Annotated in this window: 23 protein-coding genes and 1 pseudogene; 9 read left to right on the forward strand and 15 right to left on the reverse strand. The window is 61.6% G+C overall.

The window, feature by feature from the left end:
• Positions 1-29: 29 nt before the first annotated feature.
• Entirely contained in the window at positions 30-680 is a 651-nt protein-coding gene (locus N7E70_RS29005; RefSeq protein WP_263008345.1) for a class I SAM-dependent methyltransferase, read from the forward strand.
• A gap of 22 nt (positions 681-702) precedes the next feature.
• Here N7E70_RS29005 and N7E70_RS29010 read toward each other — a convergent pair whose 3' ends face one another.
• The 5 genes from N7E70_RS29010 to N7E70_RS29030 form a co-directional block, all read right to left on the reverse strand.
• Positions 703-1,218: a GNAT family N-acetyltransferase gene (locus tag N7E70_RS29010; protein WP_263008346.1), complete on the reverse strand. Its 516-nt coding sequence runs from the start codon at positions 1,216-1,218 to the stop codon at positions 703-705.
• A gap of 4 nt (positions 1,219-1,222) precedes the next feature.
• Positions 1,223-2,365 carry a DegT/DnrJ/EryC1/StrS family aminotransferase gene (locus N7E70_RS29015; RefSeq protein WP_263008347.1) on the reverse strand — a complete coding sequence of 381 codons (1,143 nt, stop codon included), beginning with the start codon at positions 2,363-2,365 and terminating at the stop codon, positions 1,223-1,225.
• 46 nt (positions 2,366-2,411) lie between these two features.
• On the reverse strand, positions 2,412-3,170 hold the full coding sequence (locus N7E70_RS29020) for a glycosyltransferase family 2 protein (protein ID WP_263008348.1): 759 nt from the start codon (positions 3,168-3,170) through the stop codon (positions 2,412-2,414).
• Entirely contained in the window at positions 3,167-4,465 is a 1,299-nt protein-coding gene (locus tag N7E70_RS29025) for a hypothetical protein (RefSeq protein ID WP_263008349.1), read from the reverse strand. Before N7E70_RS29025 ends, N7E70_RS29020 begins: the two co-directional genes overlap by 4 nt.
• Positions 4,466-4,742: 277 nt before the next feature.
• Positions 4,743-4,964 (reverse strand): helix-turn-helix domain-containing protein, encoded by a 222-nt coding sequence (locus tag N7E70_RS29030; protein WP_269441488.1) that lies wholly within the window; start codon positions 4,962-4,964, stop codon positions 4,743-4,745.
• Positions 4,965-5,132: 168 nt separating this feature from the next.
• Between N7E70_RS29030 and N7E70_RS29035 the strand changes: the two genes are divergently transcribed.
• The 3 genes and pseudogenes from N7E70_RS29035 to N7E70_RS29045 all read left to right on the forward strand — a co-directional run bounded on the left by N7E70_RS29035 (position 5,133) and on the right by N7E70_RS29045 (position 8,015).
• Positions 5,133-5,813: a hypothetical protein gene (locus N7E70_RS29035; protein ID WP_263008351.1), complete on the forward strand. Its 681-nt coding sequence runs from the start codon at positions 5,133-5,135 to the stop codon at positions 5,811-5,813.
• A 280-nt stretch (positions 5,814-6,093) separates the two neighbouring features.
• Positions 6,094-6,324 carry a hypothetical protein gene (locus N7E70_RS29040; RefSeq protein WP_263008352.1) on the forward strand — a complete coding sequence of 77 codons (231 nt, stop codon included), beginning with the start codon at positions 6,094-6,096 and terminating at the stop codon, positions 6,322-6,324.
• Positions 6,325-6,346: 22 nt separating this feature from the next.
• Positions 6,347-8,015: pseudogene (locus N7E70_RS29045) on the forward strand (recombinase family protein).
• A gap of 257 nt (positions 8,016-8,272) precedes the next feature.
• On the opposite strand, the gene N7E70_RS29050 reads toward N7E70_RS29045, so the two are convergent.
• From N7E70_RS29050 to N7E70_RS29080, 7 genes are all read right to left on the reverse strand, one after another.
• Entirely contained in the window at positions 8,273-9,013 is a 741-nt protein-coding gene (locus tag N7E70_RS29050) for a helix-turn-helix domain-containing protein (RefSeq protein WP_154384337.1), read from the reverse strand.
• 156 nt (positions 9,014-9,169) lie between these two features.
• Positions 9,170-10,471 (reverse strand): glycerate kinase type-2 family protein, encoded by a 1,302-nt coding sequence (locus tag N7E70_RS29055; RefSeq protein ID WP_269441472.1) that lies wholly within the window; start codon positions 10,469-10,471, stop codon positions 9,170-9,172.
• A complete protein-coding gene (locus N7E70_RS29060; protein WP_263005230.1) occupies positions 10,471-11,439 on the reverse strand; it encodes a 2-hydroxyacid dehydrogenase in 969 nt (322 codons plus the stop codon). Before N7E70_RS29060 ends, N7E70_RS29055 begins: the two co-directional genes overlap by 1 nt.
• Before the next feature lie 164 nt (positions 11,440-11,603).
• Positions 11,604-12,503 (reverse strand): succinate--CoA ligase subunit alpha, encoded by a 900-nt coding sequence (sucD, locus tag N7E70_RS29065; protein ID WP_067967870.1) that lies wholly within the window; start codon positions 12,501-12,503, stop codon positions 11,604-11,606.
• 11 nt (positions 12,504-12,514) lie between these two features.
• Positions 12,515-13,699 carry a malate--CoA ligase subunit beta gene (locus N7E70_RS29070; protein WP_263005231.1) on the reverse strand — a complete coding sequence of 395 codons (1,185 nt, stop codon included), beginning with the start codon at positions 13,697-13,699 and terminating at the stop codon, positions 12,515-12,517.
• Between the two features lie 13 nt (positions 13,700-13,712).
• Positions 13,713-14,678: an HpcH/HpaI aldolase/citrate lyase family protein gene (locus N7E70_RS29075; RefSeq protein ID WP_067967863.1), complete on the reverse strand. Its 966-nt coding sequence runs from the start codon at positions 14,676-14,678 to the stop codon at positions 13,713-13,715.
• 11 nt (positions 14,679-14,689) lie between these two features.
• Positions 14,690-15,880: an aminotransferase class V-fold PLP-dependent enzyme gene (locus N7E70_RS29080; protein WP_067967860.1), complete on the reverse strand. Its 1,191-nt coding sequence runs from the start codon at positions 15,878-15,880 to the stop codon at positions 14,690-14,692.
• A 284-nt stretch (positions 15,881-16,164) separates the two neighbouring features.
• Between N7E70_RS29080 and N7E70_RS29085 the strand changes: the two genes are divergently transcribed.
• The gene (locus N7E70_RS29085) at positions 16,165-17,415 is read left to right on the forward strand and encodes a S41 family peptidase (RefSeq protein ID WP_439501956.1); all 1,251 of its coding nucleotides are present in this window, start codon (positions 16,165-16,167) and stop codon (positions 17,413-17,415) included.
• Positions 17,416-17,421: 6 nt separating this feature from the next.
• On the opposite strand, the gene N7E70_RS29090 is transcribed toward N7E70_RS29085, so the two are convergent.
• Positions 17,422-18,747 (reverse strand): NAD(P)/FAD-dependent oxidoreductase, encoded by a 1,326-nt coding sequence (locus tag N7E70_RS29090; protein WP_263005232.1) that lies wholly within the window; start codon positions 18,745-18,747, stop codon positions 17,422-17,424.
• Positions 18,748-18,879: 132 nt separating this feature from the next.
• Between N7E70_RS29090 and N7E70_RS29095 the strand changes: the two genes are divergently transcribed.
• The 3 genes from N7E70_RS29095 to N7E70_RS29105 are packed head-to-tail and all read left to right on the forward strand — an operon-like array spanning position 18,880 to position 21,546.
• A complete protein-coding gene (locus tag N7E70_RS29095) occupies positions 18,880-19,821 on the forward strand; it encodes a nucleoside hydrolase (RefSeq protein WP_263005233.1) in 942 nt (313 codons plus the stop codon).
• Positions 19,822-19,832: 11 nt separating this feature from the next.
• Entirely contained in the window at positions 19,833-20,432 is a 600-nt protein-coding gene (locus N7E70_RS29100; RefSeq protein WP_067967850.1) for a TetR/AcrR family transcriptional regulator, read from the forward strand.
• 16 nt (positions 20,433-20,448) lie between these two features.
• Complete coding sequence (locus N7E70_RS29105; RefSeq protein ID WP_067967847.1) at positions 20,449-21,546, forward strand: pyridoxal phosphate-dependent aminotransferase; 1,098 nt, start codon at positions 20,449-20,451, stop codon at positions 21,544-21,546.
• Here N7E70_RS29105 and N7E70_RS29110 read toward each other — a convergent pair.
• The gene (locus tag N7E70_RS29110; protein WP_083948831.1) at positions 21,543-22,898 is read right to left on the reverse strand and encodes a glucoamylase family protein; all 1,356 of its coding nucleotides are present in this window, start codon (positions 22,896-22,898) and stop codon (positions 21,543-21,545) included. The two genes, N7E70_RS29105 and N7E70_RS29110, sit on opposite strands and share 4 nt — an antisense overlap.
• A gap of 511 nt (positions 22,899-23,409) precedes the next feature.
• On the opposite strand from N7E70_RS29110, the gene N7E70_RS29115 reads away from it, so the two are divergent.
• Positions 23,410-23,673, forward strand: a complete 264-nt coding sequence (locus N7E70_RS29115; RefSeq protein ID WP_263005234.1) for a DUF1488 domain-containing protein — start codon at positions 23,410-23,412, stop codon at positions 23,671-23,673.
• Between the two features lie 68 nt (positions 23,674-23,741).
• On the opposite strand, the gene secD is transcribed toward N7E70_RS29115, so the two are convergent.
• Positions 23,742-26,276 (reverse strand): protein translocase subunit SecD, encoded by a 2,535-nt coding sequence (gene secD, locus N7E70_RS29120; protein WP_263005235.1) that lies wholly within the window; start codon positions 26,274-26,276, stop codon positions 23,742-23,744.
• Between the last annotated feature and the right edge of the window lie 96 nt (positions 26,277-26,372).

A 26,372-nucleotide genomic window follows, 5' to 3' on the forward strand; every position in this document is an offset into this window, starting at 1 on the left:
AACTACCTGCTAGACGCGAGAACGAGAAATTGACACAATCATTGATTGAAGATCAGGGCGAATACTGGGATCGTTTCTACTCGGTCGACTCAGCACCGCTCCTACCTTCTCAGTTCGCTGTATTCGCGGCTGGGGAGGCGTCAGATGCCCATTACGTAGTCGACTTTGGGTGCGGAAATGGCCGTGACAGTTTATTCTTTGCCGGTACAGGTCGCAAGGTTATCGGGTTCGATGCTAGTTCTGAAGCGATTGCGGGGTGCCGCGAGAAGGCCGCCAGACTAGGTGCCCCTGCTGACTTCAATGTAGCAAACATCGCCCACGACGAGTGCGAAAAGTTGGTACTATCGAAGTTGGGCAATTCGGATAATGTACTCGTCTATGCTCGCTTCTTGTTGCACGCGATCCCCGACGCTACCGAAGCTGCGCTTCTATCCCATGCACGCAGCATACTGTCTCAACGAGAAGGCATGTTCGCAGTAGAATTTCGTACACACCGGGACCGCCAACAAACCAAAGTGACCCCGCAACACTATCGACGTTTCGTCGACCCGTTCGACTTCTTAAGTCGGGCCACAGCAAGCGGCTTCGCGGTGAAGTATTTTGTCGAAGGTTTCGGCTTCGCCAAGTATCGCGATGACGATGCACACGTTGCGCGCTGCATCCTGACACTTGCAAAATAGCAGCCCCTTTCCGGGGTAGCACCTATCGGGTCTGCAGCGTCATCCGAACCAGGCCTTCTGCATTTGCCTGCCTGGGTTCAAACCCTAGGGCGAGATAAAGGCGGATCGCACCTTGATTCGCCTCCTTTACATCAAGAAAGATGTTCGAGAGACCGCTTGCCAAAGCATGTGCAAGCAACACAGTGCAAGCCTCCTTTGCAAACCCCCTGCCTCGATGGCTCGCCTCCCCAACCATGAGGCGTCCAAATTCGGCGCTGCCCGCGACAGCATCGACGTTGTAGATTGAGAGCGCGCCGATTTTCGGCCCGCCCTTTTCTGCGAGGACCCAGTTGAAGTCCTCAGGAGACGTCAGTTTCGACCCGAGCCAACGCTCATGTCCCTCTGCAGTGAACTTGTGCTGGCTCACGAACCAAGCCGCGATGTCCGGGTCATTTCGCCAGCGCACGATGGAATGCGTATCGGCGAAAGACATGGGAATGAGTTGAACTCGCTTGCCCTCGATAGACCGGCGAAAATCGTCAGGTACGAACACCGCCACTGTCTCAATGTACCGCGAGCACTTGCTTAAGCGTCTCGCATACAAACATTACGTCTGCCCGCGTCAGTCTCAGATGCATTGGCAAAGAAATGACCGAGTCGGAGAAACTCCGTGCACGCTCACATGGCTTCCCCTGGTTTGCGTACATCGTGAACTCCGAATTGTCCCGATAGTGGACACCTGGGAAAACGCCAGCACCATTCAATGCCATTAGGACTTCGTCTCTCCGTGGTACTCGAACTTGGAAAAGATGCCGTGAGGACTCGCACCCCTCAGCAACAGGGACGAAATCAACTTCGCCACTTAGCGCTCCTTCATACCAAGTAGCGAGTTGCCGTCTGTAAGCGTTGTCTTGGTCCAAGTACCTTAGTTGGACTAACCCCATCGACGCCATGATCGAGTTGCCGTGGTCCTTGAAGCCCAAACTCGGAACATCATAGTACCACTTATACACGCCGCCGCTTTGCGACCTTGTAAACGTGTCCTTGTCAATACCGAGCCACGAAAGTTGCCGAACGAGCTTGTCGAGATCCCCATCCTGAAAGCAAACCATCCCGGAATCTGCCGTAGGCAAATTCTTGACCGCCTGGAACGAATAGACGACTGCATCCGCTTCCTGGCCCGGCGTTACGCCCCGAAGCCGGGTGCCGGCCATGTGCGCGGCATCAAGAATCAACTGAAGCCCACGTTCACGGCATATCTGGACGATGCGGTCGTATTGACCTGTGTTGCCGCCGAGGCCCACGAACATCACCGCTCGTGTGTTTGGCGTGATAGCGGCTTCGACGCTGTCCGGGTCTAGGCAGCCGAAATGATCGACATCCGCGAACACCACCCGCATATCCTCGTAGAGAATAGCGTGATTGGTAGAAACAAATGTGATCGGCGTGCTGATGATCTCATCACCGTCGCTCCAACCGTGCTTTTGCTTCAGGAGCTTGACCGCGTAGCGGAGCCCGGCCGTTGCAGAGTTGAGATAATGCGCATGAGGGAGACCGGTGTACTCTTTCCACCGCTCTTCAAGATCCAAGGTCTTAAACCCCAGTCCGGTCCACCCCTTTTCGAGGCATTCGCGAATCTCCTCGAGACATTCGTCGACGCGAAATGTCGGCACAAAGAGCTGGATATTTTTCTTAGTTGCGGTCACGATTTTCCCTCGCACGCGTCGGATTTACCAACCAACTACAAGTCGGTTAGAAGTTAAGCCACGGATGGCGCATTTGGACCTGCAGCAACACATCTGCAGCATTCCTGTTAGTATCAGTCCGCAACATCGAGTTGCCGTGAACTCGGTACCTGCAAAGCAACTCGGGAACGAAAACCGCGTCAATACCGCGTTCAATCAACTTGCACCAAAAGTCATAATCTTCCCAGCCACCTTCGATGTGAGTGTATCCGCCTACCTGCTGGATCACGTCCTTGCGGACAAGCGCCATTGCATCTACGTAATTGCCGTTGATGAAGGTTTCTTTGCGCCAGATGTCGCCGTCGCCAATTCGCTTGAGATCGCCAAAGAACTCCAGCTGAGAATAGGCGGCGCCGCCCCCAGTATCGTCGAGTGCTTCCTTTAGGCGAGCAAGTGCACGAGGATATATTTCATTGTCGGCATCGAGAATGAAGACGTACGGCGCTTTGGCATAGTTGCATGCGGTATTTCTCGTACTGGCTAGGCCCCTGTTTCTGGAATGGCGTATTAATGAAATGCTGACAAAGCGCCCCGCATTTGCTTCCATCCAGGTAGCAACCACCATTGCACCATCATCTGTAGAGCAGTCATCGACAACTATAAGCTCGACGTTTTTGTAGATCTGCGCAGCAACAGAATCCAGACACTCCACAATGAACGTCTCGTAATTAAATAAGCTTATCGCAACGGCGATTGCGTCATCGGGAACGTTAGCCGAACCACTGCTAAAAAGAACGTCGAATTTGTTGACGGGCAGCGCTGTCATCGGTTCGCCTCAAGAAATGCGAGTACGCCCCGGGCCTGTCGATTGACTGCGTGGTCGCTCGCAATGGTGGCCGATGCTTGCCGACGAACCTTCTGGGCCTCCAACTTGCCATCCGGTTCATGAAGTAACCAGTCGATAGCTTCCGCCATGTGCCGCGCATCGCACTCCATGTAGTGGACACCTGCCTTGAAACCTGGTGCAGGTAAGCCACGCTCCGTCAGGACGAGGCTCCCGGAGCACATCCCAAGTTGGACAATTCGAAACCACTCGAACGCGCCAAAAAAGTCTCGGTGCAAATTCAGGGTAATCTTCGAATGCGCCGAAGCATGGGCTGCTAGTGAAACGAGTGAACGGTCTGACCCCGCGATCGGCCCGCGGTTCAATCGCCGATAGTAGAAATAGCAGCGATGTTTTGCCAGCGTTGATGCGCAACGCGCCAGCGTCTTATCCCTATGAGGACTTTCTGCACCCACAAAACAAAGGTCCAACGCCCTCTCTTGGAGTTCGTCCTCAACGTTCGGCACCGCCTTTGCCGATGAAGGCAGTGCTTTGAATAAGGGATGCTCGACAAACGAACCGTCAAAATTGGCAACTTCCAGCCCAGGATTCGGCACATAGTGCGTGCATGGCACGCCACTTTGTTCCAACAAGCGCATGGAATGAAAATACATATCGACTACCCCCTTGCTGGCAAGCAAGTAGGGGAACGATTCTGCATACCAAGAAGTCTGGATTTGCTCCGTTGAGAGCATAAATGACGAGGTCAATATCTGATCAGTTCGCCACTTGGCTCCGCGAGTCTGGTAGAAGAATTCGTGAGGCGCGACTATGATCCGGTGATCGCAGGCTTCTCCAACTTCACTGTTTTCGTCGCGGAGAACTGCATCTGCCCCTGCTCGGCGCAGACCGGAAACAAGCTGCATTGCAACGTTGTGCATGAAAAAATTGCCAAGGGCGCTATAGAGCACCACAATCTTGGGTCGCCGACTAGGCGTGTCGGTGAGTGGCTGGAGCGCCTGATGGTCGCTTGCTTCTCCGACGATTTGTCCTACATGCTTGGCTATACGCAGGGGGTCAAAGATCTGCCGCCCTTCGAAGCATCCGTATTTGAGCATATGCTCGTACGGCTCCATCCCAACAGAAGCCACATCAGCGTTAATCCTCAAATACACTCCGGGATCGAACAGCGAATAATTCGTAACGCGGCGAGCGGCAGTCTTGATCGTCGCGCTAAGAGGATCTTTTGCATGTTCAGCGGCCCCTTTCGCAATTTTGGGGGCTCTATCTGATTTCAACCACCGCATCCAGCCGCATCTCTTACTTGATCTTGGATTTAAAGGGGGGTGATATTCGACCATAGTGCGCGTTGCAACCGCTAACGCTACGCTGGCGTCCTCAATGCACCGGCTTTCAGTGTGCCAACAGCCCTATGGAGGTCATCCACTTGGCCGGGAACTGCTGAGGAGGGCAGAGCCAGACATACGCTGCCCGCCCCATGAATGACAGCTGAGATGAGAAACTGGCCGAAGTGTTGGGGCGGAGCAATGCCCAAATAGGAACCCTCTCCGGGCTTCACGTGCTCTTTGGTTCTGAGTTTCGAGCCAGGCGTACGCCTGGGCCGCCACCATTTGCCGGAATGAACTCGATGCCGGCGGTCTCGAACGCTAGCCGAATTGCGTCGATCGTCGAACTCTTTAGCTGTTCGCCCCGTTCAAGACGGGCGATCGTATCAGGCGATACCTCTGCGTTTCGAGCAAGGTCTCGCGTTCCCCACCCCAGCGCGACGCGCGCCATTTTGCATTGAACTGCATTCATTTCGTAACGCAGATACGATTTGTGTTGATCTTCGGGCCAATTACCATTATCGTAACCCTGCTACGATTCTAAATGTTAGCGGCCGCCAAGGGTGTTCAACCGCCGTTGGTGACCCAACCATAATCTAAGCTGTTTGGAGCTCGGATCATGACTGATTCCGACCATAGCATGAGTTTTCGGCGCGTCACGCGGCGGCTGGCGCTTGGCGGCTTGTTTGTTGCTGCGGGCGGTTGGGCCCTTGAACCGGATGCTCTGGCTCGCGCGACAGCGGCGACGGACGTCATGCCGCCTCCAGCACCAGACCCAGCGGTGGAGGTGTGGCGCGATTGGAATGCCACATATGAGCAAGCAATGTGCCGCTGTGACCGGCTGCAGGAACTCGAGGCAGCACTTGCCGAGCGAGTGGATGCGCTGTGGACGGTTGTGAGCGTCCCTGGCGGTGAGGAGACCATCGTTTGCTCGAAGGCAGCGCTGGATCGGATTATCGGCGAGCGAACGGACATGGCGGAGATCCGCGCCAGGGCCGAAGCTGAACTCGACGCGCGACAAGCACATTTCGAGGTGGTTGCGACGGAGATTGGCTATTTCGCGGGACTCAAGGCTGAGCAAGAAGGCTTTGCAAATGTCGAGGCACTGTTGGCCGCTCTCGCTCAGACACCAGCCGTCTCGCTTTCAGGCGTTGTCGGAAAGCTCGATGCGGTGTTGCGCAACGGCGCGAACTGGGAAGATCGTTCGGCCTTTCCCTGGCCACAGATCCACTCGGCGCGTGAGGACCTGATTCGGATCGGGCGCCAGCTGACACCGCATGCGTTTTTCCCGGGCGGGTAGACGGTGAGGCTTGTCTCTCCCCTGCCCTACCGGACAATTCGCCGGGTGGCTTCATTGCATTTGGCTTCACGGCGGAGCCGGTCAAGGTCAAGGCGGGTTGGCGCCAAGGCCTTGACCGGCGTTTTCAGCGTCGCGACAGTCGGCATCCTCCCTCCACAAAGGAGAGGGCGCCGAATGCAGGTCATTGCGCTCCACGTTGCTACCACCGCATTTTCCCCCTTCCCGGCCAGCATATCTGGCAGCTTCATCCCCGCTTCGACACAACGAAGCGAGGAAGCCTATGGCGGAAGACAACATCACGGCAGCCGACGCGCTGCACTCTCCGGGCGAGGGCACCAACAGGCCCCAAACCCATCCGGCGATCCTGGCTCTCGCCTGGCTGATCGGCCGCGGCATGGCACGCGAGCGCTTTGCAAACGCAATGGACGCCAAAGCCGCCCCCAACTCTCACGCGGCCAAGGCAGAACCACCGGGCGAAAGAGCCTGCGACGGCAACTCCGACACCAGCTAGACCGAGAGCATTGTTCATGACCATGCGCGTAGCACTTTATGCCCGCTACTCTTCCGACCAGCAGCGGGCAGCCTCGATCGAGGACCAGTTCCGGCTCTGCCGCGAACATGCGGCGCGCGAAGACTGGGAGATCGCCGGCACCTACCAGGATGCCGGCATTTCCGGAGCAAGCCAGATCCTGCGGCCCGGCATCCAGAAGCTGGTCCGCGACGCCCAATGCGGGGTGTTCCAGCTGGTGCTGGCCGAGGCCCTTGACCGCATTTCCCGCGACCAGGCCGACATCGCAACACTCTACAAACATTTGAAGTTCGCCGGCGTGCCGATCGTCACTCTCGCCGAGGGCGCGATCTCCGAACTGCATGTCGGGCTCAAAGGCACGATGAATGCCCTGTTTCTCGGGGATCTCGCAATGAGGACCCGGCGCGGATTGCGCGGCCGCGTGGAACTCGGCAAGTCCGGCGGCGGGCTGTGTTACGGCTATCGGGTCGTCAGGCGCCTCGGCGAGCGCGGCGAACAGGTTAAGGGTGACCGCGAGATCGACACTGCTCAGGCAGAGGTTGTGCGCCGCATCTTCCGGGAGTTTGCCGCAGGCATCAGTCCGCGCGCGATCGCCAAGAAGCTCAACGACCAGGGTATATCAGGACCCGCGGGCAAGCTGTGGAACGACACCACGATCCGCGGTCATGTCAGGCGCGGCACCGGCATCATCAACAATGAACTCTATGTCGGTCGGCTGATGTGGAACCGCCAGCGCTATGTGAAGGATCCCGCAACCGGCAAGCGTGTCTCCCGCCTCAATCCGGAGAGCGAATGGATCGTCACCGACGTGCCGGAGTTGCGCATCGTCGGCGACGAACTCTGGCAAGCCGTCAAGGCGCGCCAGAGCGAGATCGCCGATAGCCTCGTCAACCTGACCGAGGCGGCCCGCGCTCACCACCAGCGCAACCGGCTGAACAGCGCCCGCCGGCCAAAGTCATTGCTCTGGGGCTTGTCTATTGCGGATGCTGCGAGGGACCCTACTCCCTGCGCAGTGTCGACCGCTTCGCCTGCTCCAGCCACACCAGCAATGGCTCATGCCCGGACAAGCGCACCATAGCGCGGAGCGAACTGGAACAGCGGGTGCTCGCCGGCCTGAAGAACCGGATGATGGCACCGGAGGCAGCCGCGGTTGCGATGAGGGCCTACGCCGAGGAGATGAACCGTCTCAACCGCGAAAGCCGCGCCAATGCCGACGGCTGGAACGCAGAACTGGCGAAGTTGGAGAAGCAAATCCGCAGCATCATCGAGGCGATCAAGGCCGGGATGTTTCATGTGAGCATGAAGGCCGAGATGGACGCGCTCGAGATGCGCAAGGCCGATCTCACGAACCAGCTTGCAGCAGTACCGCTGGACAAGCCGGACCTGCTGCCGAGCATATCTATGCGCGGAAGGTCGCGCAGCTGACCGAGGCGCTCAACCATCCTGACGACCGGCCGCAAGCCGCGACAGCGCTGCGTTCGTTGATCGAGAAGATCGTTCTGACACCTGGTGCAAAGCGCGGCGAGATCGAAGCTACGCTGTATGGAGAACTGGGCACGATCCTGAGCTGGACCGAGCGGCAGGCTGTTGGGCCTGCAAACAAAAACACTCCCGGAGCAGGGCTCACGGGAGTGTCGTTATTAATGGTTGCGGGGACACGCAACCAACACTAATGGCGACTGGTTGAGCGCCCTATCCCGAAGCTAGCCGTGCCTAGGCTATATCAATCTGAGTGCTCTCGTAGCCAATTTCGGATTGAGCAATTCCACTTTGAACCAAGTCCAAATCTGCAGGTACAGATTCGATTCCTGCCGGGAACCAGAACTCGGACCTGTGACCTCTGCCTTCGAGGCGAAGGTCGACAAAACCATAGATGCAAAGTGATCAGGCTGGGCGAGGGAGAAAAAGCTAAAATCTTGCCTCGCCGCCTTCAGTCGCCGCCGCGGCCGCGCGGATAAGAAATAATCGACAGATATTTGATCGGAAGATGGGTCAGTTCCTCCGGGCCGTGTGGCGCATCGGCATCGAAGAACAGGCTGTCGCCCGGTGTCATGCGGTAGAGATTGTTGCTGTGGCGGTAAACGACCTCGCCCTCCAGCATGTAGAGGAACTCCATGCCGTCATGCTGGAAGGTAGGGAAGACGTCGGAATCTTCCGACAAGGTGATGAGATAAGGCTCGACCGTCACGCCCGATGTGTCGGAACCGATATGGCCGAGCAGCGTATACTGGTGCCCGGCACGCGTGCCGCGGCGTTCGACATCGACGCCCTCGCCCGACTTGACGAAAACGGCGTTGCGCTCCTCCTCGAAGCGACGGAAGAAGGCGGTGACCGGCACGCCGAGCGCCCGCGATAGCGCCTGCAATGTCGTCAGCGATGGCGAGGTGATGCCGTTTTCGATCTTGGACAGCATGCCGAGCGAGATGTCGGTGGCCGAAGCGAGATCGGCGACGGTGATGCCGAGCTTCTTGCGGAAGGCCCGCACCTCGTGGCCGATCGCCACTTCAAGCACTTTTTCGCGCGTGTCGCGGACGGCGTGCGGATCCTGGTGCAGCGGCGGCGAGACGTGAGACAGCGCGGACTTTGCGGCACCGGCTGAAACCGCAGCCGACATGGCCTTGCCATTCTTCTTCGAATGCCCGTTCTTTTCCGCTGCCTTGTCCTTGCTCATATGCCGCCGCCTGCCTCTGCTCGCTGAATCTATTTCACCGAGAGTAAACATTTTCGGCGGCGCGTTCAACAGATTCTGACAAACGCAGCAATGCGGTCAACAGGCCAACGACTGGCCGAGCGCAGACTGGACAGGTTTCGAAGAGCGCAGTCGCGGCTACTGCATCAGCAGTATTTGCAGGTCGGCGACATTGGTGCCGGTGGCACCGGTCATCAGCAGATCGCCCGACGATGCCAGCGCATGATAGGAATCGTTGTTCTGCAGATGCGCCACCGGGTTGCAGCCGAGCTTGCGCATCCAGGTGGTCGAGCCGGCGTCGACGATGGCGCCAGCGGCATCCGTGGGGCCATCGCGGCCATCGGTGCCACCGCTCAGGAAAACCCAGGGGCGCTTGATCGAGGTCCACTCATTGAGCAATGCGAAACGCAGCGCCAGTTCCTGGTTGCGTCCGCCCTTGCCGTTGCCGGCGACGCGAACCGTCGGCTCGCCTCCGGCAACGATCGCGACGGGACCGCGCTGGCTGGCGGCGAACACCGCCATGCGGTGCAAGGTCTTGGCGACATCTGATACGTCGCCGCTCAGCCAGTCATCCGCCTTGACGACGACCGGATAATTGGCCTCGGCGCAGTACATCACCCTTTGCAGGCTGATGCCATTGCTGCCGATGACGATGTTCTCGACATGGTCGAAGCTGGTCACGAGCTCGTCGCGTTCAACGAGCAGGTCGAGATGCGCCTTGAGCGCCGGCGACAGCGTCCTGACCAGACCATAACGGTCGAGAATGGCGATGGCCTCGGCCTGTGTCGCCGAAGGCCGCGCGGTCGGACCGCTGGCAACAGTGCCGACATCATCACCGGGCACGTCGGACAGGATGAGCGACAACACCTTGGCCCGCGAGGCGAGTTGGGCGAGGCGTCCGCCCTTGAGCCGCGAAAACAGTTGCCTGACGGCGTTGATTTCGCTGATGTCGGCGCCGCAGCGGATCAGCGTGTCGTTGAGCGCGATCTTGTCGGCGAGCGCAATACCGGCGGCTGGAGCGCAGGTGAGCGCTGAACCGCCGCCGCTGACCAGCACCAGCACCAGGTCGCCCGGTTCGGCCGACAGGGCAGCGCGTTCTATGTGCTCGGCGCCCCTGATGCTGCCTTCGTCGGGCAAGGGGTGACCGCCTGATATCACTTCGACGCCTTCGATGTCGGCCAGGTTCTCGAAATTGGTCACCGCAACGGCGGTAACAAGCTTGTCGCCAATGAAAGGCAAGGCCGCGCGCGCCATCGGGCACGCCGCCTTGCCAAAGGCGATCAGGATGACGCGCCTTGCAGCGGCGATCTCATCCGTTTTGGTTTCAAGTGTGGAAATGACCGCCTGCTCGGGATCGGAAGCCGCGATGCCTTCGCGAAACAGGGCGGTTGCCTGCGCGCGAAGCTTGACCAGTGCCGAAACCGAGCAGTCGAGATACATCACACCACCTTGTCGGGTAAGGCGCGGCCCTCGAAGAAGGCGGTCAGATTGTCCACCGCCTTCATGCCCATGGCCACGCGGGTTTCCTCGGTGGCGCTGCCCAGATGCGGCAACAACACCACATTTTCCATGCGCATCAGGGCGCCGGGCACGTCGGGCTCGCCATCATAGACGTCGAGACCGGCGCCCCTGATCGTGCCGCTGTCGAGCGCGGTTACCAGCGCCTTCTGATCAACGACGTCGCCGCGCGCCGTGTTGATCAGGAACGCACTGCGCTTCATCGCGGCAAGCCGGTCGGCGTTGATCAGGTGACGGTTCTCGGCACCGCCGGGGCAATGCAACGACACGAAGTCGGACGCGGCCAACACCTCTTCGATGCTTGCCAGCTGGCGCGCGCGCATGGCGCGGGTTTCCTCATCGTCGACCTTGGAGCGATTGTAGAATACGACATCCATGTCGAAGCCGAAATGCGCGCGCTTGGCCATGGCCTTGCCGATACGGCCCATACCGATGATGCCGATCGTCTTGCCGGTGACCTTGGCGCCGATCATGTGGGTCGGGCACCAGCCTGCCCACTGGCCGGCGCGAACCTGGCGCTCGCCCTCGCCCGCCCGCCGGGCGACCGAAAGCAGCAGGCTCATACCGATGTCGGCGGTGCAGTCGGTGAGCACGCCAGGCGTGTTGGTCACCACGATGCCACGGGCGCGAGCGGCGTCCGTGTCGATATGGCTGAATCCGACACCAAAATTGGCAAGGATCCTGGTGCGGATGTCGGCATCGGGGAAGACCGACGCCGGCAGCTTGTCGCTGACGGTCGGCAGGATCGCGTCAAAGTTCAGGAACGCTGCCTTGAGCTCGGTCGGGCCAAGCGGCGCATCGCCCTGATTGAAGGTCGTGTCGAAGCGTTCCGCCAGGATCTGCTCGACTGCCGCGGGCCAGCGGCGGGTGACGATAACGCGAGGTTTCATTTCAATTCCTTGGTCATGCTTGGAGCGCCACGCGTCGCTGTTGAACGCGCAAGGCGCACTTTAGCAGTTCGAAACGACACATCATGCGATGGATCATCGATAATCGGCCGGTGCACCAGCCGGACAGAGGGGAGCCGGTCGGCGCCGGCTCCCCGAAGGCCAGGTCAGGCGGCCTTCTTCTGCTGCTCGAGCACGCTGGCGACAGTCGGGCCGAAGGCTGCCGGGGTCGGCACGATGGTCACGCCGGCCTCGCGCAGGATTTCGACCTTCTCCTGGGCGGATTCGCCGAAGGCCGAAATGATGGCGCCGGCATGGCCCATGCGCTTGCCCTTCGGCGCCGAAAGGCCGGCGATGTAGGCGATGAGCGGCTTGCGCATATTGTGCCTGGCCCATTCGGCGGCCTCGGCTTCCTGCGGACCGCCGATCTCGCCGATCATGACCACGGCATCCGTGTCCGGATCGTCTTCGAACAGCTTGAGGATGTCCTTGAAGGACGAGCCGTTGATCGGGTCGCCGCCAATGCCGACCGAGGTCGAAACACCGATGCCCAGCGCCTTCATCTGCGAGGCAGCTTCATAACCGAGCGTACCCGAGCGGCCGACGATGCCGACACGTCCCGGCAGGTAGATGTTGCCGGGCATGATGCCCATCAGCGCCTGGCCGGGGGTGATGACGCCGGCGCAGTTCGGGCCGACAAGGCGCATCCGGTCTTCATAGCGGAAGCGACGCATATAGCGTTTGACCCGCATCATGTCCTGGGAGGGGATGCCGTCGGTGATGCAGACGCAGAGTTTCAGGCCGGCTTCCGCCGCTTCCATGATCGAGTCTGCCGCGAAGGGCGGCGGCACGAAGACGATCGAGGCTTCGGCACCGGTCTCGCGCACGGCACCACGGACGGTGTTGAACACCGGAATGCCCTGGTGGACCTGCCCACCCTTGCCCGGAGTGACGCCGCCGACCACGTTGGTGCCGTAGCGCTTCATGTCATCGGCATGGAACGAGCCGATCTTGCCGGTCAGACCCTGGACGATGACGCGCGTCCGGCGATTCAAGAGAACTGCCATTTCGACCTCCCTTAGTTCTTTTTTGATTTCGAGTAGGCGCGCATCGCTTCGACCGACTTTTCGGCCGCCTCGGCGAGCGTCTCGGCGACGATCACTTTTTCGCCCGACTCGGCGAGAATGCGCCGGCCCTCTTCGACATTGGTTCCGGCGAGCCGCACGACCAGAGGCACGGTGACGCCAACTTCGCGGATAGCCTTGATCACGCCCTCGGCCACCCAGTCGCAGCGGTTGATGCCGGCGAAGATGTTGACGAGGATGGTCTCGACGTTCTTGTCGGCGAGCACGGCGCGGAATGCCTTGGCAACACGCTCCGGCGACGCACCGCCGCCGATGTCGAGGAAGTTCGCAGGCTCACCGCCGGCGATCTTGATCATGTCCATCGTCGCCATGGCGAGGCCGGCACCGTTGATGATGCAGCCGATGTTGCCTTCGAGGCCGACATAGGACAGACCACGGTCGCTGGCGAAGGTTTCGCGCGGATCTTCCTGCGACTTGTCGCGCAGCTCCGAAATCTCGGCGCGGCGGAACAGGGCGTTTTCGTCGAAGGACATCTTGGCGTCGAGCGCGATCAGATTGCCGTCCTTGGTGATGACGAGCGGGTTGATCTCCAGCATCGAGGCGTCGAAGTCGCGGAAGACTCTGTAGCAGCCGAGCAGCGTATCGACGGCCTTGCCGATCAGGCTGTTGTCGAGGCCGAGACCGAAGGCGATCTCGCGGGCCTGGAACTGCTGCATGCCGGCGCCCGGATCGACGATGGCGCGGATGATCGAGTCGGGCTGCTTTTCGGCGATCTCCTCGATCTCCATGCCGCCCGAGGCGGAGGCCACGATCATGACGCGCTCCGACTTGCGGTCGAGCACGATGCCAAGATAGAGCTCCTGGCGGATGTCGACGGTCTCCTCGACATAGAGGCGCGACACCAGCTTGCCTTTGGGGCCGGTCTGATGCGTCACCAGCTTGCGGCCGAGCATGGATTCGGCAGCCTCGGAGACCTCGTTGTCAGTGGTGCAGATACGGATGCCGCCAGCCTTGCCGCGGGCACCGGAATGGATCTGTGCCTTAACCACCCATTTGCCGCCGCCGATCTCGCTGGCGCGATAGGTCGCCTGCTCCGGGCTGTAGGCCAGGCCGCCGCGCGGGATCTGCACCGAGTAGCGGGCGAGCAGTTCCTTGGCCTGATATTCATGAATATCCATGTCGAACTCCTCCTCAGTTTGGCAGGCTGTTGCGCGACCGCGCCGACTGCTCGATTGCGTCGTGCATGACCAGGACGTTGCGGGCCATACGTTCGGATGCGGCGTCAATCATCTTGCCGTCGAGAGCTGCGGCACCCTTGCCCTGCTCCTCGGCTTCCTTGAGCACTTCGATGATGCGGCGGGCGCGGGTGACTTCCTTCTCCGGCGGCGAGAACACGGCGTTGGCCAGCTCGATCTGGGAAGGGTGGATTGCCCACTTGCCCTCGATGCCGAGGGCTGCCGCACGCTTGGCGGCGGCGATGTAGGCCTCCGGATCGGAGAAGTCGCCGAACGGGCCGTCGATCGGGCGCAGGCCGTAGGCGCGGCAGGCAACCGTCATCCGCGACAGGGCGGCGTGCCACTGATCGCCGGGGTAATCGGGGTTGAGGCCACCGATGCTGACCGTGCGCGCCTTGCAGCTGGCGGCATAGTCGGCAACGCCGAAATGCATCGCCTCGAGCCGACCGCCATAGGCAGCAATGGCCTCGACATTGGCCATGCCAAGTGCTGTCTCGATCAGCGCTTCCAGGCCGACGCGGGTCTTGAAGCCTTTGGCCATCTCGATCTGGGTGACCATGGCGTCGACCGTATAGAGGTCGGCGGGCACGCCGACCTTGGGCACCAGGATGGTGTCGAGCTTGTCACCTGCCTGTTCCATCACGTCGACCACGTCGCGGTACATGTAATGGGTATCGAGGCCGTTGATGCGGACCGAAATGGTCTTGCCTTTGGCGCGCCAGTCGATTTCGTTCAGCGCCTGGATGATGTTCTTGCGCGCCCGCTCCTTGTCAGGCGGCGCCACCGCATCCTCGATGTCGAGGAAGATGTAGTCGGCTTCGCCGTCGGCGGCCTTGCGGATCATCTCCGGATTGGAGCCCGGAACGGCGAGCTCCGAGCGTTGCAGGCGCAGCTTGCGGAGGTGGTGGAGTGTATGGCTCATGCGATCCTCCCTCAGGCTGCCTTGGCGACAGCCGGCTGAGCCGACAGGCGATAGTGTTCGAGTGCGGCACCGACGCCAGAGCCCGGCTGAACCTTGACGCCGCAGTCGCGCAGCGACATCTCGGCGGCCGAGATCGCACCGCACATCATCACTTCGTTGACCCAGCCGAGATGGCCGATGCGGAACACCTTGCCGGCGACCTTGTTGAGGCCGACGCCGAGCGAGGTCTGGTAGCCGTTATAGGCGCGGCGGACGATGTCGGCGCTGTCGATGCCTTCCGGAACCACGATCGCGCTGACCGTGTCGGAATTCCACTTCGCTTCCTTGGCGCAGACGCGCAGGCCCCAGGCGTCGACCGCCTTGCGCACGCCGGTCGCCAGCCGGTGATGACGTTCGAAGATGTTGTCGAGCCCTTCTTCCTGGATCAGGTCGAGGGCAGCGCGCAGGCCGCGCAGCAGTTGGACGGCCGGCGTGTAGGGGAAGTAGCCGGTGTCGTTGGCGCGAATCTGGTCCTCGAACGAGAAGTAGCAGCGGCTGAATTTTGCAGTCTTGGCAGCGTTGAGGGCCTTCTGGCTGACCGACAGGAAGCCGAGCCCGGGCGGCAGCATGAAGCCCTTTTGCGAGCCGGACACTGCGCAGTCGACACCCCACTCTTCCTGGCGGAAGTCGATCGAGCCGACCGACGACACTCCGTCGACGAACAGCAGCGCCGGGTGCTTGGCGGCGTTGAGGGCGGCACGCACGGCGCCGACATCGCTGGTCACGCCGGTTGCGGTTTCATTGTGGGTGACAAAGACCGCCTTGATGCGGTGCTCCTTGTCGGCTGCCAGGCGTTCGGCATAGATCTCGACGGGAACGCCCGTGCCCCATTCGACATCGACGACGTCGACATCGAGGCCGAAGCGCTCGGCCATGTCGACCCACAGATGCGAGAACTGGCCGAAGCGCGACATCAGCACGCGATCACCGGGGCTCAGCGTGTTGGTGATGGCGGACTCCCAGGCGCCGGTGCCCGAGGACGGGAAGATGAAGGCGCGGCCGGTCTCGTTGCGGAAGACCTTCATCAGATCGGTGAACAGACCGCGCGTGAAGGTCGGATAATCCGGCGCCCGCATGTCCTCCATCGGCATGTTCATCGCCTGCCGGACACTCTCCGGAACGTTGGTCGGTCCTGGAACGAAAAGCTGATTGAAGCCGGCCATGAAAAGTCCTCCCGAATATTGTTGCGGCGTGGCGCCTGTCTGTGGCTTTCGGGAGGATCATCGGTTTTGCACCGCCGGCTCACAACACCTGCCGGGATAGATTCGCGGACCTTTGGGCGTTGGACCGGGCCTACTCTTTCAGATGTGCCGACCCCCTGTCGGATAGGGTGAAACCTACCCGGCCACCGCATGCATGGCGCCAGTTCCGCTCACGCAAACTTGTCAGCAAGGGGGCTCGTCCTGCCGCCGCTTAGGCCGATAATGGACCGGAGAAGGAACCGCCCATGGACATCAAGACCCTCGGCTTCCTCATGGCGACAGCCCTCCATCTGTTGCAGCCTTTGGCAGCTATGGCGGATGAGGCACCGCCGAAATCGGGCAATGCCGTCTTTGACCGCGCCGTCGAGCTCGTCATCGACAATTTCCACGACGCCTCGGCGCTGCCACGGTTCAGCGCAGCAGTCAGGCAGGAAATCGGCACCGGGCCACTCAACGCGAACAGTTCGGAGACGCGGGTCGACAAGGCGATCGATACCGTGCTTGCCAGTCTTCAGGCCTCCCATACCGGCCGTTTCGAACCCGACACGATCGCCTATTTCGAGCTCGCCGACATCTTCCGCTTTGCCATCCGCAACGACATGCGGCGGCTGTTTCCGCCCGACGGCCAGGTCAGCTATCCCGGCATCGGCATGATCGCCGAACCGCTGGCAGGGTCGCTGTTCGTCAGCGACGTCTATGACGGCTCCCCGGCGGCCCGGGCAGGGATCCTGACTGGCGACGAGATCCTTTCGGTCGACGGCGCGCCCTATCATGAGATTGCATCATTCAGCGACAAGGTCGGCCGCACCGTCGAGATCAGGCTGCGCCGGAACGCCGGTGCCGAACCCACGACCGTCAAGGTAGCGGTGGAGCGGCTGCGTCCGCTCAGGACATTCGAGCAGGCGATCGAGGCAAGCGTCGGCGTCTCCGAGCAAAACGGAAAGCGCATAGGCTATGTCAGGCTCTGGACCCTTTCGGCACCTGATGGTCTCGACATCGTTGCCCGTGAAATGGCCGACGGTCGCCTCAAGGACGTCGACGGCATGGTCGTCGACCTGCGCGGCCGCTGGGGCGGCGGCCCTTCCGATGCGGCCGAGCTGTTTGTCGGCGACACACCGACATTCCGGCTCATCCCGCGCAAGGGCGAGGCGACACTTGCCAATATGCGCTGGCAAAAACCTGTTGTCGCGATCATCGACGAAGGCGCGCGAAGCGGTCTGGAACTGTTCGCCTATGCGTTGAAGAGCAACGGCATTCCGCTCGTCGGCGCCCGCACCGCCGGCGCGTTGCTGGCCGGGCGTGCCTATCTGCTGCCCGACGACAGCCTGCTCGAAGTGGCGGTCTCCGACGCCGTCATCGGCGACGATGTGCGGCTGGAGGGGATCGGCGTCGCACCCGACATTCCGGTGGCTTTCAGCCTGCCCTACGCCGCGGGCCGGGACCCGCAGCGCGATGCCGCCCTGCGGGAGATGCAGCGCATCCTTGCCGGCGGCTGAGCACCATCATACCCCCGTCGTCGGACGATGCCTGGTGCCGTCGATGAAGCGCTCGTAACGGAAGGCCTGCGGATCGACGAGCGGCGCATTGCCCATCACTAGATCGGCGGCCAGCCTGCCTGCGGCCGGGCCGATGCCGAAGCCATGGCCGGAAAAGCCTGTGGCGATGACCAGCCCAGGCAGCGATTTGACAGGCGAAATCACCGGCACCGCGTCAGGCGTTGCGTCGATGAAGCCGGCCCAGCGCTGCAGCGTGGGCACCCCCCTCAACACCGGAAAGACCTTCTCCATGTTGGCGCGGGCAGCCTCGAGAGGGGCAACCGCCGGTTCCGGATCAAGCGTGCGGTGCCGCTCATAGGCACTGCCCTCGCCTTCCAGCCTGGGGGAGAGCCCGAAAGGGCCGCCGAGGAAATCACCGAAGCGCAGGCCGATGGAGCGCCACTCCCGCGACAGGATCGGCAGGAAGTCGGTGAAGTAGCGAAAGCTGTCGGGGTTCACGTGGTGATAGCTGATGGTGCCGTTGGCGATGGTGTAGCCACCGTCGAGGCGCTTGCGGTAGGCAAAACCTTCCGTCCATGCGGCACCATCGGGGCCGCCTTCAACAGGACCGGTACGCATCACCGACGAGCGCACGGCAAGTTGCGGCAGGCGGATGCCGACCGATCGACAGAGGTGGCTCGACCACGCGCCGCCGGCGACGACGACGGTGCTCGCCCGGATCGGTCCGTTCTCGGTCACCACGCCCGAGACGCGGCCCGCTTCGGTCTCGATCTCGCGCACCGCGCAGCGCAAAAGGATGCGGGCGCCGGCACGCTGAGCGGCACGGGCGATCGCGGGTGCTGCTTTCTGCGGCTCGGCCCTGCCGTCGCTCGGCGTGTGCAGTGCTGCCCTAAACGTCTTTTGCGCGCCGGGCATGAGATCGGCCAGCGCTCTTCCCTCGATCATCTTCGAGTCGAGCGCATAGTCGCCGGCGCGTCCCACCCATTCGGCATGGTGCTCGACGTCGCTTTCGTCCTGGCAGAGATACAGGATGCCCGTGCGGCGAAAGCCCACATCTTCGCCGACCAGCTCTTCGATGCCGCCCCACATCTTCAGCGCTTCGACGATCAGCGGCAGCTCACGCGGGTCGCGGCCCATGCGCCGGCACCAGCCCCAGTTGCGGCTCGACTGCTCGCCGGCGACGTGACCCTTCTCGCAGACGACGACCGAAATGCCCTTCCTTGCCAGGAACAGTGCCGCGCTGACTCCGATGATACCGCCGCCGACGATGACGACGTCGGCGCTCTTCGGCTGGCTGTCGCCAGCGGGAACCGGATCGACTGGAGGCCCCATTCATTTCTCCCCGATGTGCCGACGGGGGTGTGCCAACCCGTCTTGAAAATAACATACAGTACTGTATGCATTGGCGGTCAAATCTTGCAATGCCGCCGAAGCTATCCGGCGATCGAACCGGGGGGAAGAGCCATGTCGCCGCGAAAGATTATCATCGACACCGACCCCGGCCAGGACGACGCCTTTGCCATCCTGTTCGCGCTTGGCTCGCCCGAACTCGAGGTGGTCGCGCTGACCACCGTCGGCGGCAACGTGCCGCTGGCACTGACCTCGCGCAATGCCCTGCAGATCGCCGAGCTCGCCGGCCGCTCCGACGTGCCGGTCTATGCCGGCTGCTCGCGCCCGATGGTCAAGCCGCTCAAGACCGCCGAATATGTCCACGGCCCGACCGGCATCGACGGCTGCGTCCTGCCGGAGCCGAAAAAGCCTCTGCAGGACAAGCATGCCGTCAACTTCCTTGTCGACACGCTGATGGCCGCTCCCGAAGGCGAGATCACCGTCTGCACGCTGGGGCCCATGACCAATCTCGGCATGGCGATGGTGATGGAGCCGCGCATCATCCCGCGCATCCGCGAAGTCGTGCTGATGGGCGGCGGCTTCTTCGAGGGCGGCAATGCCACGCCTGCCGCCGAATTCAACATCTGGGTCGACCCGCATGCGGCTGCGGTCGTGTTCGATTCCGGCGTGCCGGTGACCATGGCCGGCATCGACTGCACCTACACCGCCCAGATGACGCCGGAATGGCTGCAGCAATTGCGTGCGCTCGGCACCCGTTCGGCAATCGAAGCCGCCAATATGGCCGATTTCTACCGCCAGTACGGCTCGCACAAATTCCCGACCGAGGCCCGGCCCATCCACGACGCCTGCGTCACCGGCTACCTGCTCGCACCGCATCTCTACGAGCAGAAGCAATGCAACGTCACCATCGAGTTGATGTCGCCCGAGACCATCGGCATGACCGTCGTCGACTGGTGGCACGTCACCGGTCGCCGCAAGAACTGCAACGTGCTGCGCCGCATCGACGCCGATGGTTTCTTCGCGCTGATGCTGGAGCGCTTCGGCAACCTCCCCTGAGGAACGACGAGATGAAGCGCAGCCCAACGTCTCCCGAACGATCGGCCAGGTCCGAAGCACGGAAAACGCTGTCGCGCGAAGCGTGGATTGCCGCTGCCATCGCTGCGCTGGAAAAGAAGGGCATCGCCAACGTCAAGATCGATCACCTGTCGAAACAGCTGAAGGTCACGCGCGGCAGCTTCTACTTCCACTTCAGGAACCTGAAGGATTTGCTCGACAGCCTTCTCGAGGAATGGCGTCAGCGCAACTGCAAGCCGTTCGAGGCGCTCATCGACCAGGAGGTCATCGACGGCCCGGCCTTCTTCGACGCGGTAACCGGCGTGTGGATCAGGGAGGACCCGTTCAGCCCGCGGCTTGATCTCGCCATCCGCGACTGGGCGCGCGGTTCGGCAGTGATCGCCCGCAAGGTGCAGGCACAGGACGATTTTCGTATGGCGCTGCTTGTCCGGGCTTTTACCGCGATGGGCTATGACCAGGACGAGAGCCTGATCCGCGCCCGCATCACCTATTTCCAGCAGATCGGCTACTACGCCACTCACTTCAAGGAGCCGCCGGCGGACCGCAAGCGCTTCCGCTCGCTCTACACCAAGATCCTGATCGGCTCCGACTAGACTTCAAGGAAGCGAAATGTCCCTGCCAGTACCTTACCTGTCCGCCCGAACGCTGACCGTCGTCAAGAAAATCGACACCACGGGTGCGGCACGCGTCGTCAATCTCGGCCTCAACGAAAGCTGGCTCGGATCGGCGCCCGGCGTGGTCGAGGCTATTCGGGAGGCAGCTCCCAACGTCTATCGTTATGCCGACCCGAACTGCGGAACGATGCGCGCGGCGATCGGCAAGCAGTTCAATCTCGACCCCGCCCGCATCGTCTGCGGCAACGGCTCGGAGGAATTGCTCGATGCCGTCGGCCGCGTCTATGCACGCGCCGGCGACGAGATCCTGTTTCCGGCCTATTCTTTCCTGCAGTTCGCCATCGTTGCCTATCGCCTCGGCGCCAAGGCGGTCGAAGCACCGCTTGGCCCCGACTTCTCTGTCGATGTCGATGCGCTGCTGGCCGCCGTTACGCCCAAGACGCGCGTCGTCTTCCTCGCCAATCCCAACAATCCCACCGGCTCGGTGGTGCCGATGGACGAGGTGGCGCGGCTGGCGCGCGAACTGCCGTCACACGTCGTCCTGGTGCTCGACGCCGCATATGCCGAATATGTCGACCCGGCCGAGGCGGTCGCGACCTTCGAGATCGCCGATCACCACCCCAACGTCATCGTCACCCGCACCTTCTCCAAGGCCTACGGCCTGGCCTCCGCACGCGCCGGCTGGGCCTATGCCTATCCGGAGGTGGTTTCGGCGCTGAACAATGTCCGCGGCATCGGCAACGTCAACGGACTGGCGCAGGTGGCGGCTACTGTCGCGGTCGGCGAACAGGACTTCGTCCAGCACGTGCGGACCCGCACCGCCGAAGAACGCGACTATCTCGAAGGCGAACTGCGCAAGCTTGGCTTCGAGATTTCGTCGAGTGCCGCAAACTTCGCCTTCGTTCGCCTGCCCGGCGCCTATGCCGGTTGGGCCCAGGAGACCGTGGCGCGGCTGGCCAGGAAAGGTTTCATCATCCGCTCGAACGAAGACTACGGCTTGCCGGAATGGCTGCGCATCTCGATCGCCGACCGGGCCGATCTCGATGAAATGCTCGCCCTGTTGCGCATCGAGGTACGTGCCGCCAACGGCTAGGTCGCAACAAACCCAGCTGCTTTGCGCCGGGAGGGCGAAGCGTGAACGGTGTCCGCACCTAGGTGGTCCTTCTGCTGTGTGGCTCCAGTTCTGGTGAAACCCAACCTGGCAAGACCAAGCCGGACTTCATGTGCCCCCATGAACAGCTTCCACAAGAGCCCGGTTCTGTGGTTTTCGATCATTGCGACGATGGGGCCCTGGTTTATGGCCAGATAGGTCCGGGCATACCAGTTGCGGTTTTCGCAGAACGCATCGACAAAGCCGAAACGACCCCAGATACGATCCCTCGGCTTGGTCAGGAAACCGCGTAGGGCGGCCATCGCCTGGTCGGGCACATAAGGAAAACTGGACAGGGCCGCACTCGGCGTGATGACCCCGACATCCCTGTCAGGAGCATGCGCGATGTAGGCAGTCGGCCCGTGAGACGCGGTAAGCCCCCAGCAATCCGCGCCATAGCCTTTGTGACCATGCGGGTTGAGCACGCAATGCTGGTGGTTGATCAATGCGTGGCAAGTATTTTGCTGCCAATAGTCGGCATAGCGATCACTGAGACCGTTGGGATCGAGCCCGCAAAAGGAGTAGTGCGCGAAAAAGAGCGGTCCGCCAAAGTTAGGTCCAAGCTGCAGGACGATTCCGTTGTAGTTACGCCCGTTTTCAAAGGTTGGGGCGCGAGCAAAACCGTCGTGGTAGCAATCCGGATCAATGGCATGATGCTGCGATCCCGCCGCAAGAACGAATGCAAGTAGGCACTCGTTCCAACCCTCGATCGGATTGTTCATGGCCCAGCCATGTCTGGGGCTCCAGTGCCAGTAGAGCTTGCCTTTCCGCGCAAACCAGTCCCACTCGGCCTGAGCCAGCAGCGTGTTCACCCGAGCGCGAAAACGCTGCTCCTCGCTCGCAGTCTGATCAAGATATTCGCGGGCACAAATCAGGCCCTGAAATAGAAACGCCGTCTCGACGATGTCAGCGCCATCGTCCTTTCGTCGGAACGGAATGGTGTCGCCCGTACTGCCGTTGATGAAATGCGGCAACATGCCGTGGTAGCGCGGCGAGCCCTCAAGCAGATCGAGCATCCGATGCAATCGATGAAGGGCTTCAGCGCGATCGACCCAGCCGCGCTCCACCGCAACGATGATGGCCATGATCCCGAAGCCGGAACCACCGATCGCCACGAGATCGTTCGGCGCATCGCCAGCGGTCTTCTGGCGGTCGCGGGCAAGACCGCTGACCGGATGGGCACCCTCCCAGAAATAGCGGATCGTCTGCCGCTGCACGATATCGAGCAGCGCGTCATCAGCAAATTCGAGCGCATCGTTTGGAAGGTCGGGCGTCCGACAGGAGGCAAGAATCATGAAGCCAGTATGCAGCCAAATGCGTCGTTGAGACGCTCATTCGCGCAAGCTAACCAGACGCACCCCAATCCATACGCCCTCGGCGCTTGACTTTGCCCAGCGCAAGCAATTCCAAATGCAACGCGCCACGTATTACGTGGCTCTGCTCTTTGCCATTTCAGAATCGTTTGCCGCGCGAAATATTTCACAACCGCATAGACGGGAACTTAATAAAGGCGCAGGGTCGATTGTCGGCCGCTCGTCTTAGGGCGCGGCTGATTGAGGGCGGCCATCGTGCCCTAGCCCCAACTGAAAGGAGGACACCCTTGTCTTCCAACTGTCTGAATTCCGAAAACATGAGCGCGATCGGCGCCCCTGATTAGAGCGAACCGATTTCCAGGCGATGGACGTTTGGGTTCCAATCCGCAGGAAGCCAAAGCTACGCCTGGGACCTAGCGCCTTGGTGGCTCACCATTCGTTGGGCGCCCTTCGGCAATCTGATCTTCCCGACGACATTGTATTGGAGCAACCGATGTCACTTGCCTTTCCCAACAGAAGCCGCAGTTATGACGCCGCGAGAAAAGCCATACGTTTCCTTGGATACGACGGCACGTTCGAAGTTCCGTTTTTCGTCGAGGTTCAGGCGCTCAAAGCCAGCCAGCCGGCGGTTGACAATGAAACGCGATATCTTGCCGCCTTCGATGCAGCTCGCATCTCAATCCAGGACGTCGCTCGTGAAGTCTATTCTCACGGGCGCAAGCGCCTGTATGTGCTGACCGCATACGACTTTAAATGACGCGCTTCCGACCGGCCTGAGGTCGGCTTTTGTCGGAGCCGCCACAAGGACGGCTCCGACAGGGACAGCTAGGCCTTGGTTGCGGCAACCGCAGTCGATGGCTCGCGGCCTGCACTGCGGTGCTGCCACCAATCACCGAGCAGGAGCAGGATCGGTGCTGCGATGAAGATCGACGACGTCGTTGCGATGAACACGCCGAAGACCATCGGGACGGCGAAGTTCTCGACCGCGCTGCCGCCCCAGATCGCCATCGGCAGCATCGACAGCAGGATGGCGACGGAGGTGTAAATACAACGCGCGAACACCTGATTGATGCTCATGTCGATGATCTCGCGCAGCGGCATCTTCTTGTACAGGCGCAGGTTCTCACGCATGCGGTCATAGACAACCACCTTGTCGTTCACCGAATAGCCGATGATGGTCAAAAGCGCGGCAATGGCCGTCAGGTTGAAGTCCAGCCCGAACAGCGCGAAGAAGCCGACCATTTTGGTGGTATCCAGCACCAGCGTGGCGATGGCGCCGATGGCAAAGTTCCATTCGAAGCGCCACCAGATGTAGACCAGCATGGCAAGGGCTGCCAGCACCACCGCCATGATGCCGGACTGCGCCAGCTCGCCGCTGACCTTCGGTCCGACCACTTCGGTGCGTTCGAACTTCACGCTCGGGTCGAGCTTCTGCACCGCTGACTTGATGGTGTCGACGGCAGCGGTCTGCGCCGCCTCGCCGCCCTCCTGGCGCTGGACACGGATCAGCACGTTGCCGTCGCTGCCGATCTGCTGCAACGCCACTTCGCCGATGTTCAAGCCGCCCAGCGTGCTGCGCAGTTGCGCCAGGTCGGCCGGCGTCGACGTCGCGATCTCGACCTGGATGCCGCCCTTGAAGTCGATGCCGTAATTGAGACCCGGCTTGAAGAACAGGCCGATCGAGGCCAGCGACAGGAAGATCGACATGCCGATACCGAGATAACGCGCCTTCATGAACGAGATCGAGGTCTTTTCCGGGAAGAAGCGGACCAGCGGTTCGATGGTGATGGTCTTCAGGCGCCTGCGGCGAACGACTGCCGCCATCAGGATACGGGTCACCGAAACGGCGGTGAACATCGACAGGCAGGTGCCGAGGAACATGGTGATGGCGAAGCCACGCACCGGACCGGAGCCGAACGTGAACAGCAGGCCGGTGGCGATCAGCGACGTCACATTGGCGTCGACAATCGTCGAGTACGCGCGCTTGAAGCCGTTGTCCAAGGCGGCGAAGGCGCTGAGCCCCTTCTTCGATTCCTCCCTGATGCGTTCATTGATCAGGATGTTGGCGTCGACGCCGAAGCCGATGCCGAGAATGATGCCTGCAATGCCAGGCAGAGTCAGCGTGCCGCCGATCAGCGTCAACACACCGAAGGTCAGGATCAGGTGCAGCAAGAGCGCGAAATTTGCGATCATGCCCCAGGTGCCATAGAGCGCCACCATGAACAGCACGACGGCCACGAAGCCGGCGATGCCGGTGTAGATGCCCATCTTGATGACGTCGCCGCCCAGATCGGGACCGACGGTGCGCTCTTCGATGACGGTCAGCGGTGCCGGCAGCGCGCCGGCGCGCAGCAGCGCCGACAGCGTCACGGTCTCTTCAACGCTGAAGCTGCCGCTGATCTGGCCGGAACCGCCGGTGATCGGTTCGCGGATGTTTGGCGCCGACAGCACCTTGCCGTCGAGCACGATGGCGAATGGCTTGCCGACATTGGCGGCGGTGATCTCGGCGAACTGGCGCGCGCCGACGCTGTCGAAGCGGAACGAAACGAGCGGTTCCTGAGTGCGCTGGTCAAAGCCGGCGCGCGCATCGGTGAGGCGTGCGCCATCGAGCGCGACACGGTCCTCGACGGGATATTGTGCGCCGGACTTGGCGTCGGGCAGCATGGTGACGCCACGCGGCAACGGTTCGCCATTGGCGACATTGGCCACCATGTGGAACGTCATCTTGGCGGTGCTGCCAAGCAGCTCACGCAAGCGGGTCGGATCCTGCAGGCCGGGTAGCTGGACGAGCATGCGGTCGCTGCCGACCCGCTGGATCGTCGGCTCGGCAACGCCGACCTGGTCGACACGCTGGCGCACGATCTCGAGGCTCTGCTGAAGGGCTGCGTCGAGCTTGTCGCGCTGGCCAGCCTCGGTCAGCACGACCTTGATCTGCTTGTCGGCAGTGGTGACCTCGATGTCCGGCGTGCCGCCGCCAAGGCCGAGGCCGCCACTGACGGGAACAGCCAGTGCCTGCAGCGTTGCCAGCGCCTTTGCGCGCTGCGCATCGTCGACGATGTTGACGACAATGGCATCACCGGCAAGCCGCGCCGCGGATGCGTTGATGCGCTCCTTGCGCAGGGCGCCGCGCACATCGTCGAGCAGCGAGCGCAGGCGGTCTGTCTTCAGTGCCGCCGCATCGACTTCAAGCACCAGGTGCGAGCCGCCCTGGAGATCGAGGCCGAGCGTGACCTGCTGTTTCGGGAACCAGCTTGGCAATGCCGCCAGTTGCTTGGCGGTCAGAACGTTGGGAAGCGCGGCAATGATGCCGGCCAGAATGATGATGGTGTATGTCCACACCACCCATCGGGAGGTCCGCATTTGATCTATCCTGCAAAGGCCGTCGCCGCGGCGTCGGGACGCGCGGACGACGGCTGTTCGTTCAGCGGCGCGGCGTCGGGCCGCACCATTCACAAA

The sequence above is a fragment of the Aminobacter sp. NyZ550 genome (assembly GCF_025628925.2).
In the GTDB taxonomy this organism is placed as follows: domain Bacteria; phylum Pseudomonadota; class Alphaproteobacteria; order Rhizobiales; family Rhizobiaceae; genus Aminobacter; species Aminobacter ciceronei.

Bases quoted from the DNA above. Each gene is read 5' to 3' on its own strand.
- N7E70_RS29020 (WP_263008348.1), bottom strand. From the start codon at position 3,170: ATGACAGCGCTGCCCGTCAACAAATTCGACGTTCTTTTTAGCAGTGGT.
- N7E70_RS29030 (WP_269441488.1), bottom strand. From the start codon at position 4,964: ATGGCGCGCGTCGCGCTGGGGTGGGGAACGCGAGACCTTGCTCGAAAC.
- N7E70_RS29035 (WP_263008351.1), top strand. From the start codon at position 5,133: ATGACTGATTCCGACCATAGCATGAGTTTTCGGCGCGTCACGCGGCGG.
- N7E70_RS29040 (WP_263008352.1), top strand. From the start codon at position 6,094: ATGGCGGAAGACAACATCACGGCAGCCGACGCGCTGCACTCTCCGGGC.
- N7E70_RS29050 (WP_154384337.1), bottom strand. From the start codon at position 9,013: ATGAGCAAGGACAAGGCAGCGGAAAAGAACGGGCATTCGAAGAAGAAT.
- N7E70_RS29055 (WP_269441472.1), bottom strand. From the start codon at position 10,471: ATGTATCTCGACTGCTCGGTTTCGGCACTGGTCAAGCTTCGCGCGCAG.
- N7E70_RS29060 (WP_263005230.1), bottom strand. From the start codon at position 11,439: ATGAAACCTCGCGTTATCGTCACCCGCCGCTGGCCCGCGGCAGTCGAG.
- sucD (WP_067967870.1), bottom strand. From the start codon at position 12,503: ATGGCAGTTCTCTTGAATCGCCGGACGCGCGTCATCGTCCAGGGTCTG.
- N7E70_RS29070 (WP_263005231.1), bottom strand. From the start codon at position 13,699: ATGGATATTCATGAATATCAGGCCAAGGAACTGCTCGCCCGCTACTCG.
- N7E70_RS29075 (WP_067967863.1), bottom strand. From the start codon at position 14,678: ATGAGCCATACACTCCACCACCTCCGCAAGCTGCGCCTGCAACGCTCG.
- N7E70_RS29080 (WP_067967860.1), bottom strand. From the start codon at position 15,880: ATGGCCGGCTTCAATCAGCTTTTCGTTCCAGGACCGACCAACGTTCCG.
- N7E70_RS29085 (WP_439501956.1), top strand. From the start codon at position 16,165: ATGGACATCAAGACCCTCGGCTTCCTCATGGCGACAGCCCTCCATCTG.
- N7E70_RS29090 (WP_263005232.1), bottom strand. From the start codon at position 18,747: ATGGGGCCTCCAGTCGATCCGGTTCCCGCTGGCGACAGCCAGCCGAAG.
- N7E70_RS29095 (WP_263005233.1), top strand. From the start codon at position 18,880: ATGTCGCCGCGAAAGATTATCATCGACACCGACCCCGGCCAGGACGAC.
- N7E70_RS29100 (WP_067967850.1), top strand. From the start codon at position 19,833: ATGAAGCGCAGCCCAACGTCTCCCGAACGATCGGCCAGGTCCGAAGCA.
- N7E70_RS29105 (WP_067967847.1), top strand. From the start codon at position 20,449: ATGTCCCTGCCAGTACCTTACCTGTCCGCCCGAACGCTGACCGTCGTC.
- N7E70_RS29110 (WP_083948831.1), bottom strand. From the start codon at position 22,898: ATGATTCTTGCCTCCTGTCGGACGCCCGACCTTCCAAACGATGCGCTC.
- N7E70_RS29115 (WP_263005234.1), top strand. From the start codon at position 23,410: ATGTCACTTGCCTTTCCCAACAGAAGCCGCAGTTATGACGCCGCGAGA.
- secD (WP_263005235.1), bottom strand. From the start codon at position 26,276: ATGCGGACCTCCCGATGGGTGGTGTGGACATACACCATCATCATTCTG.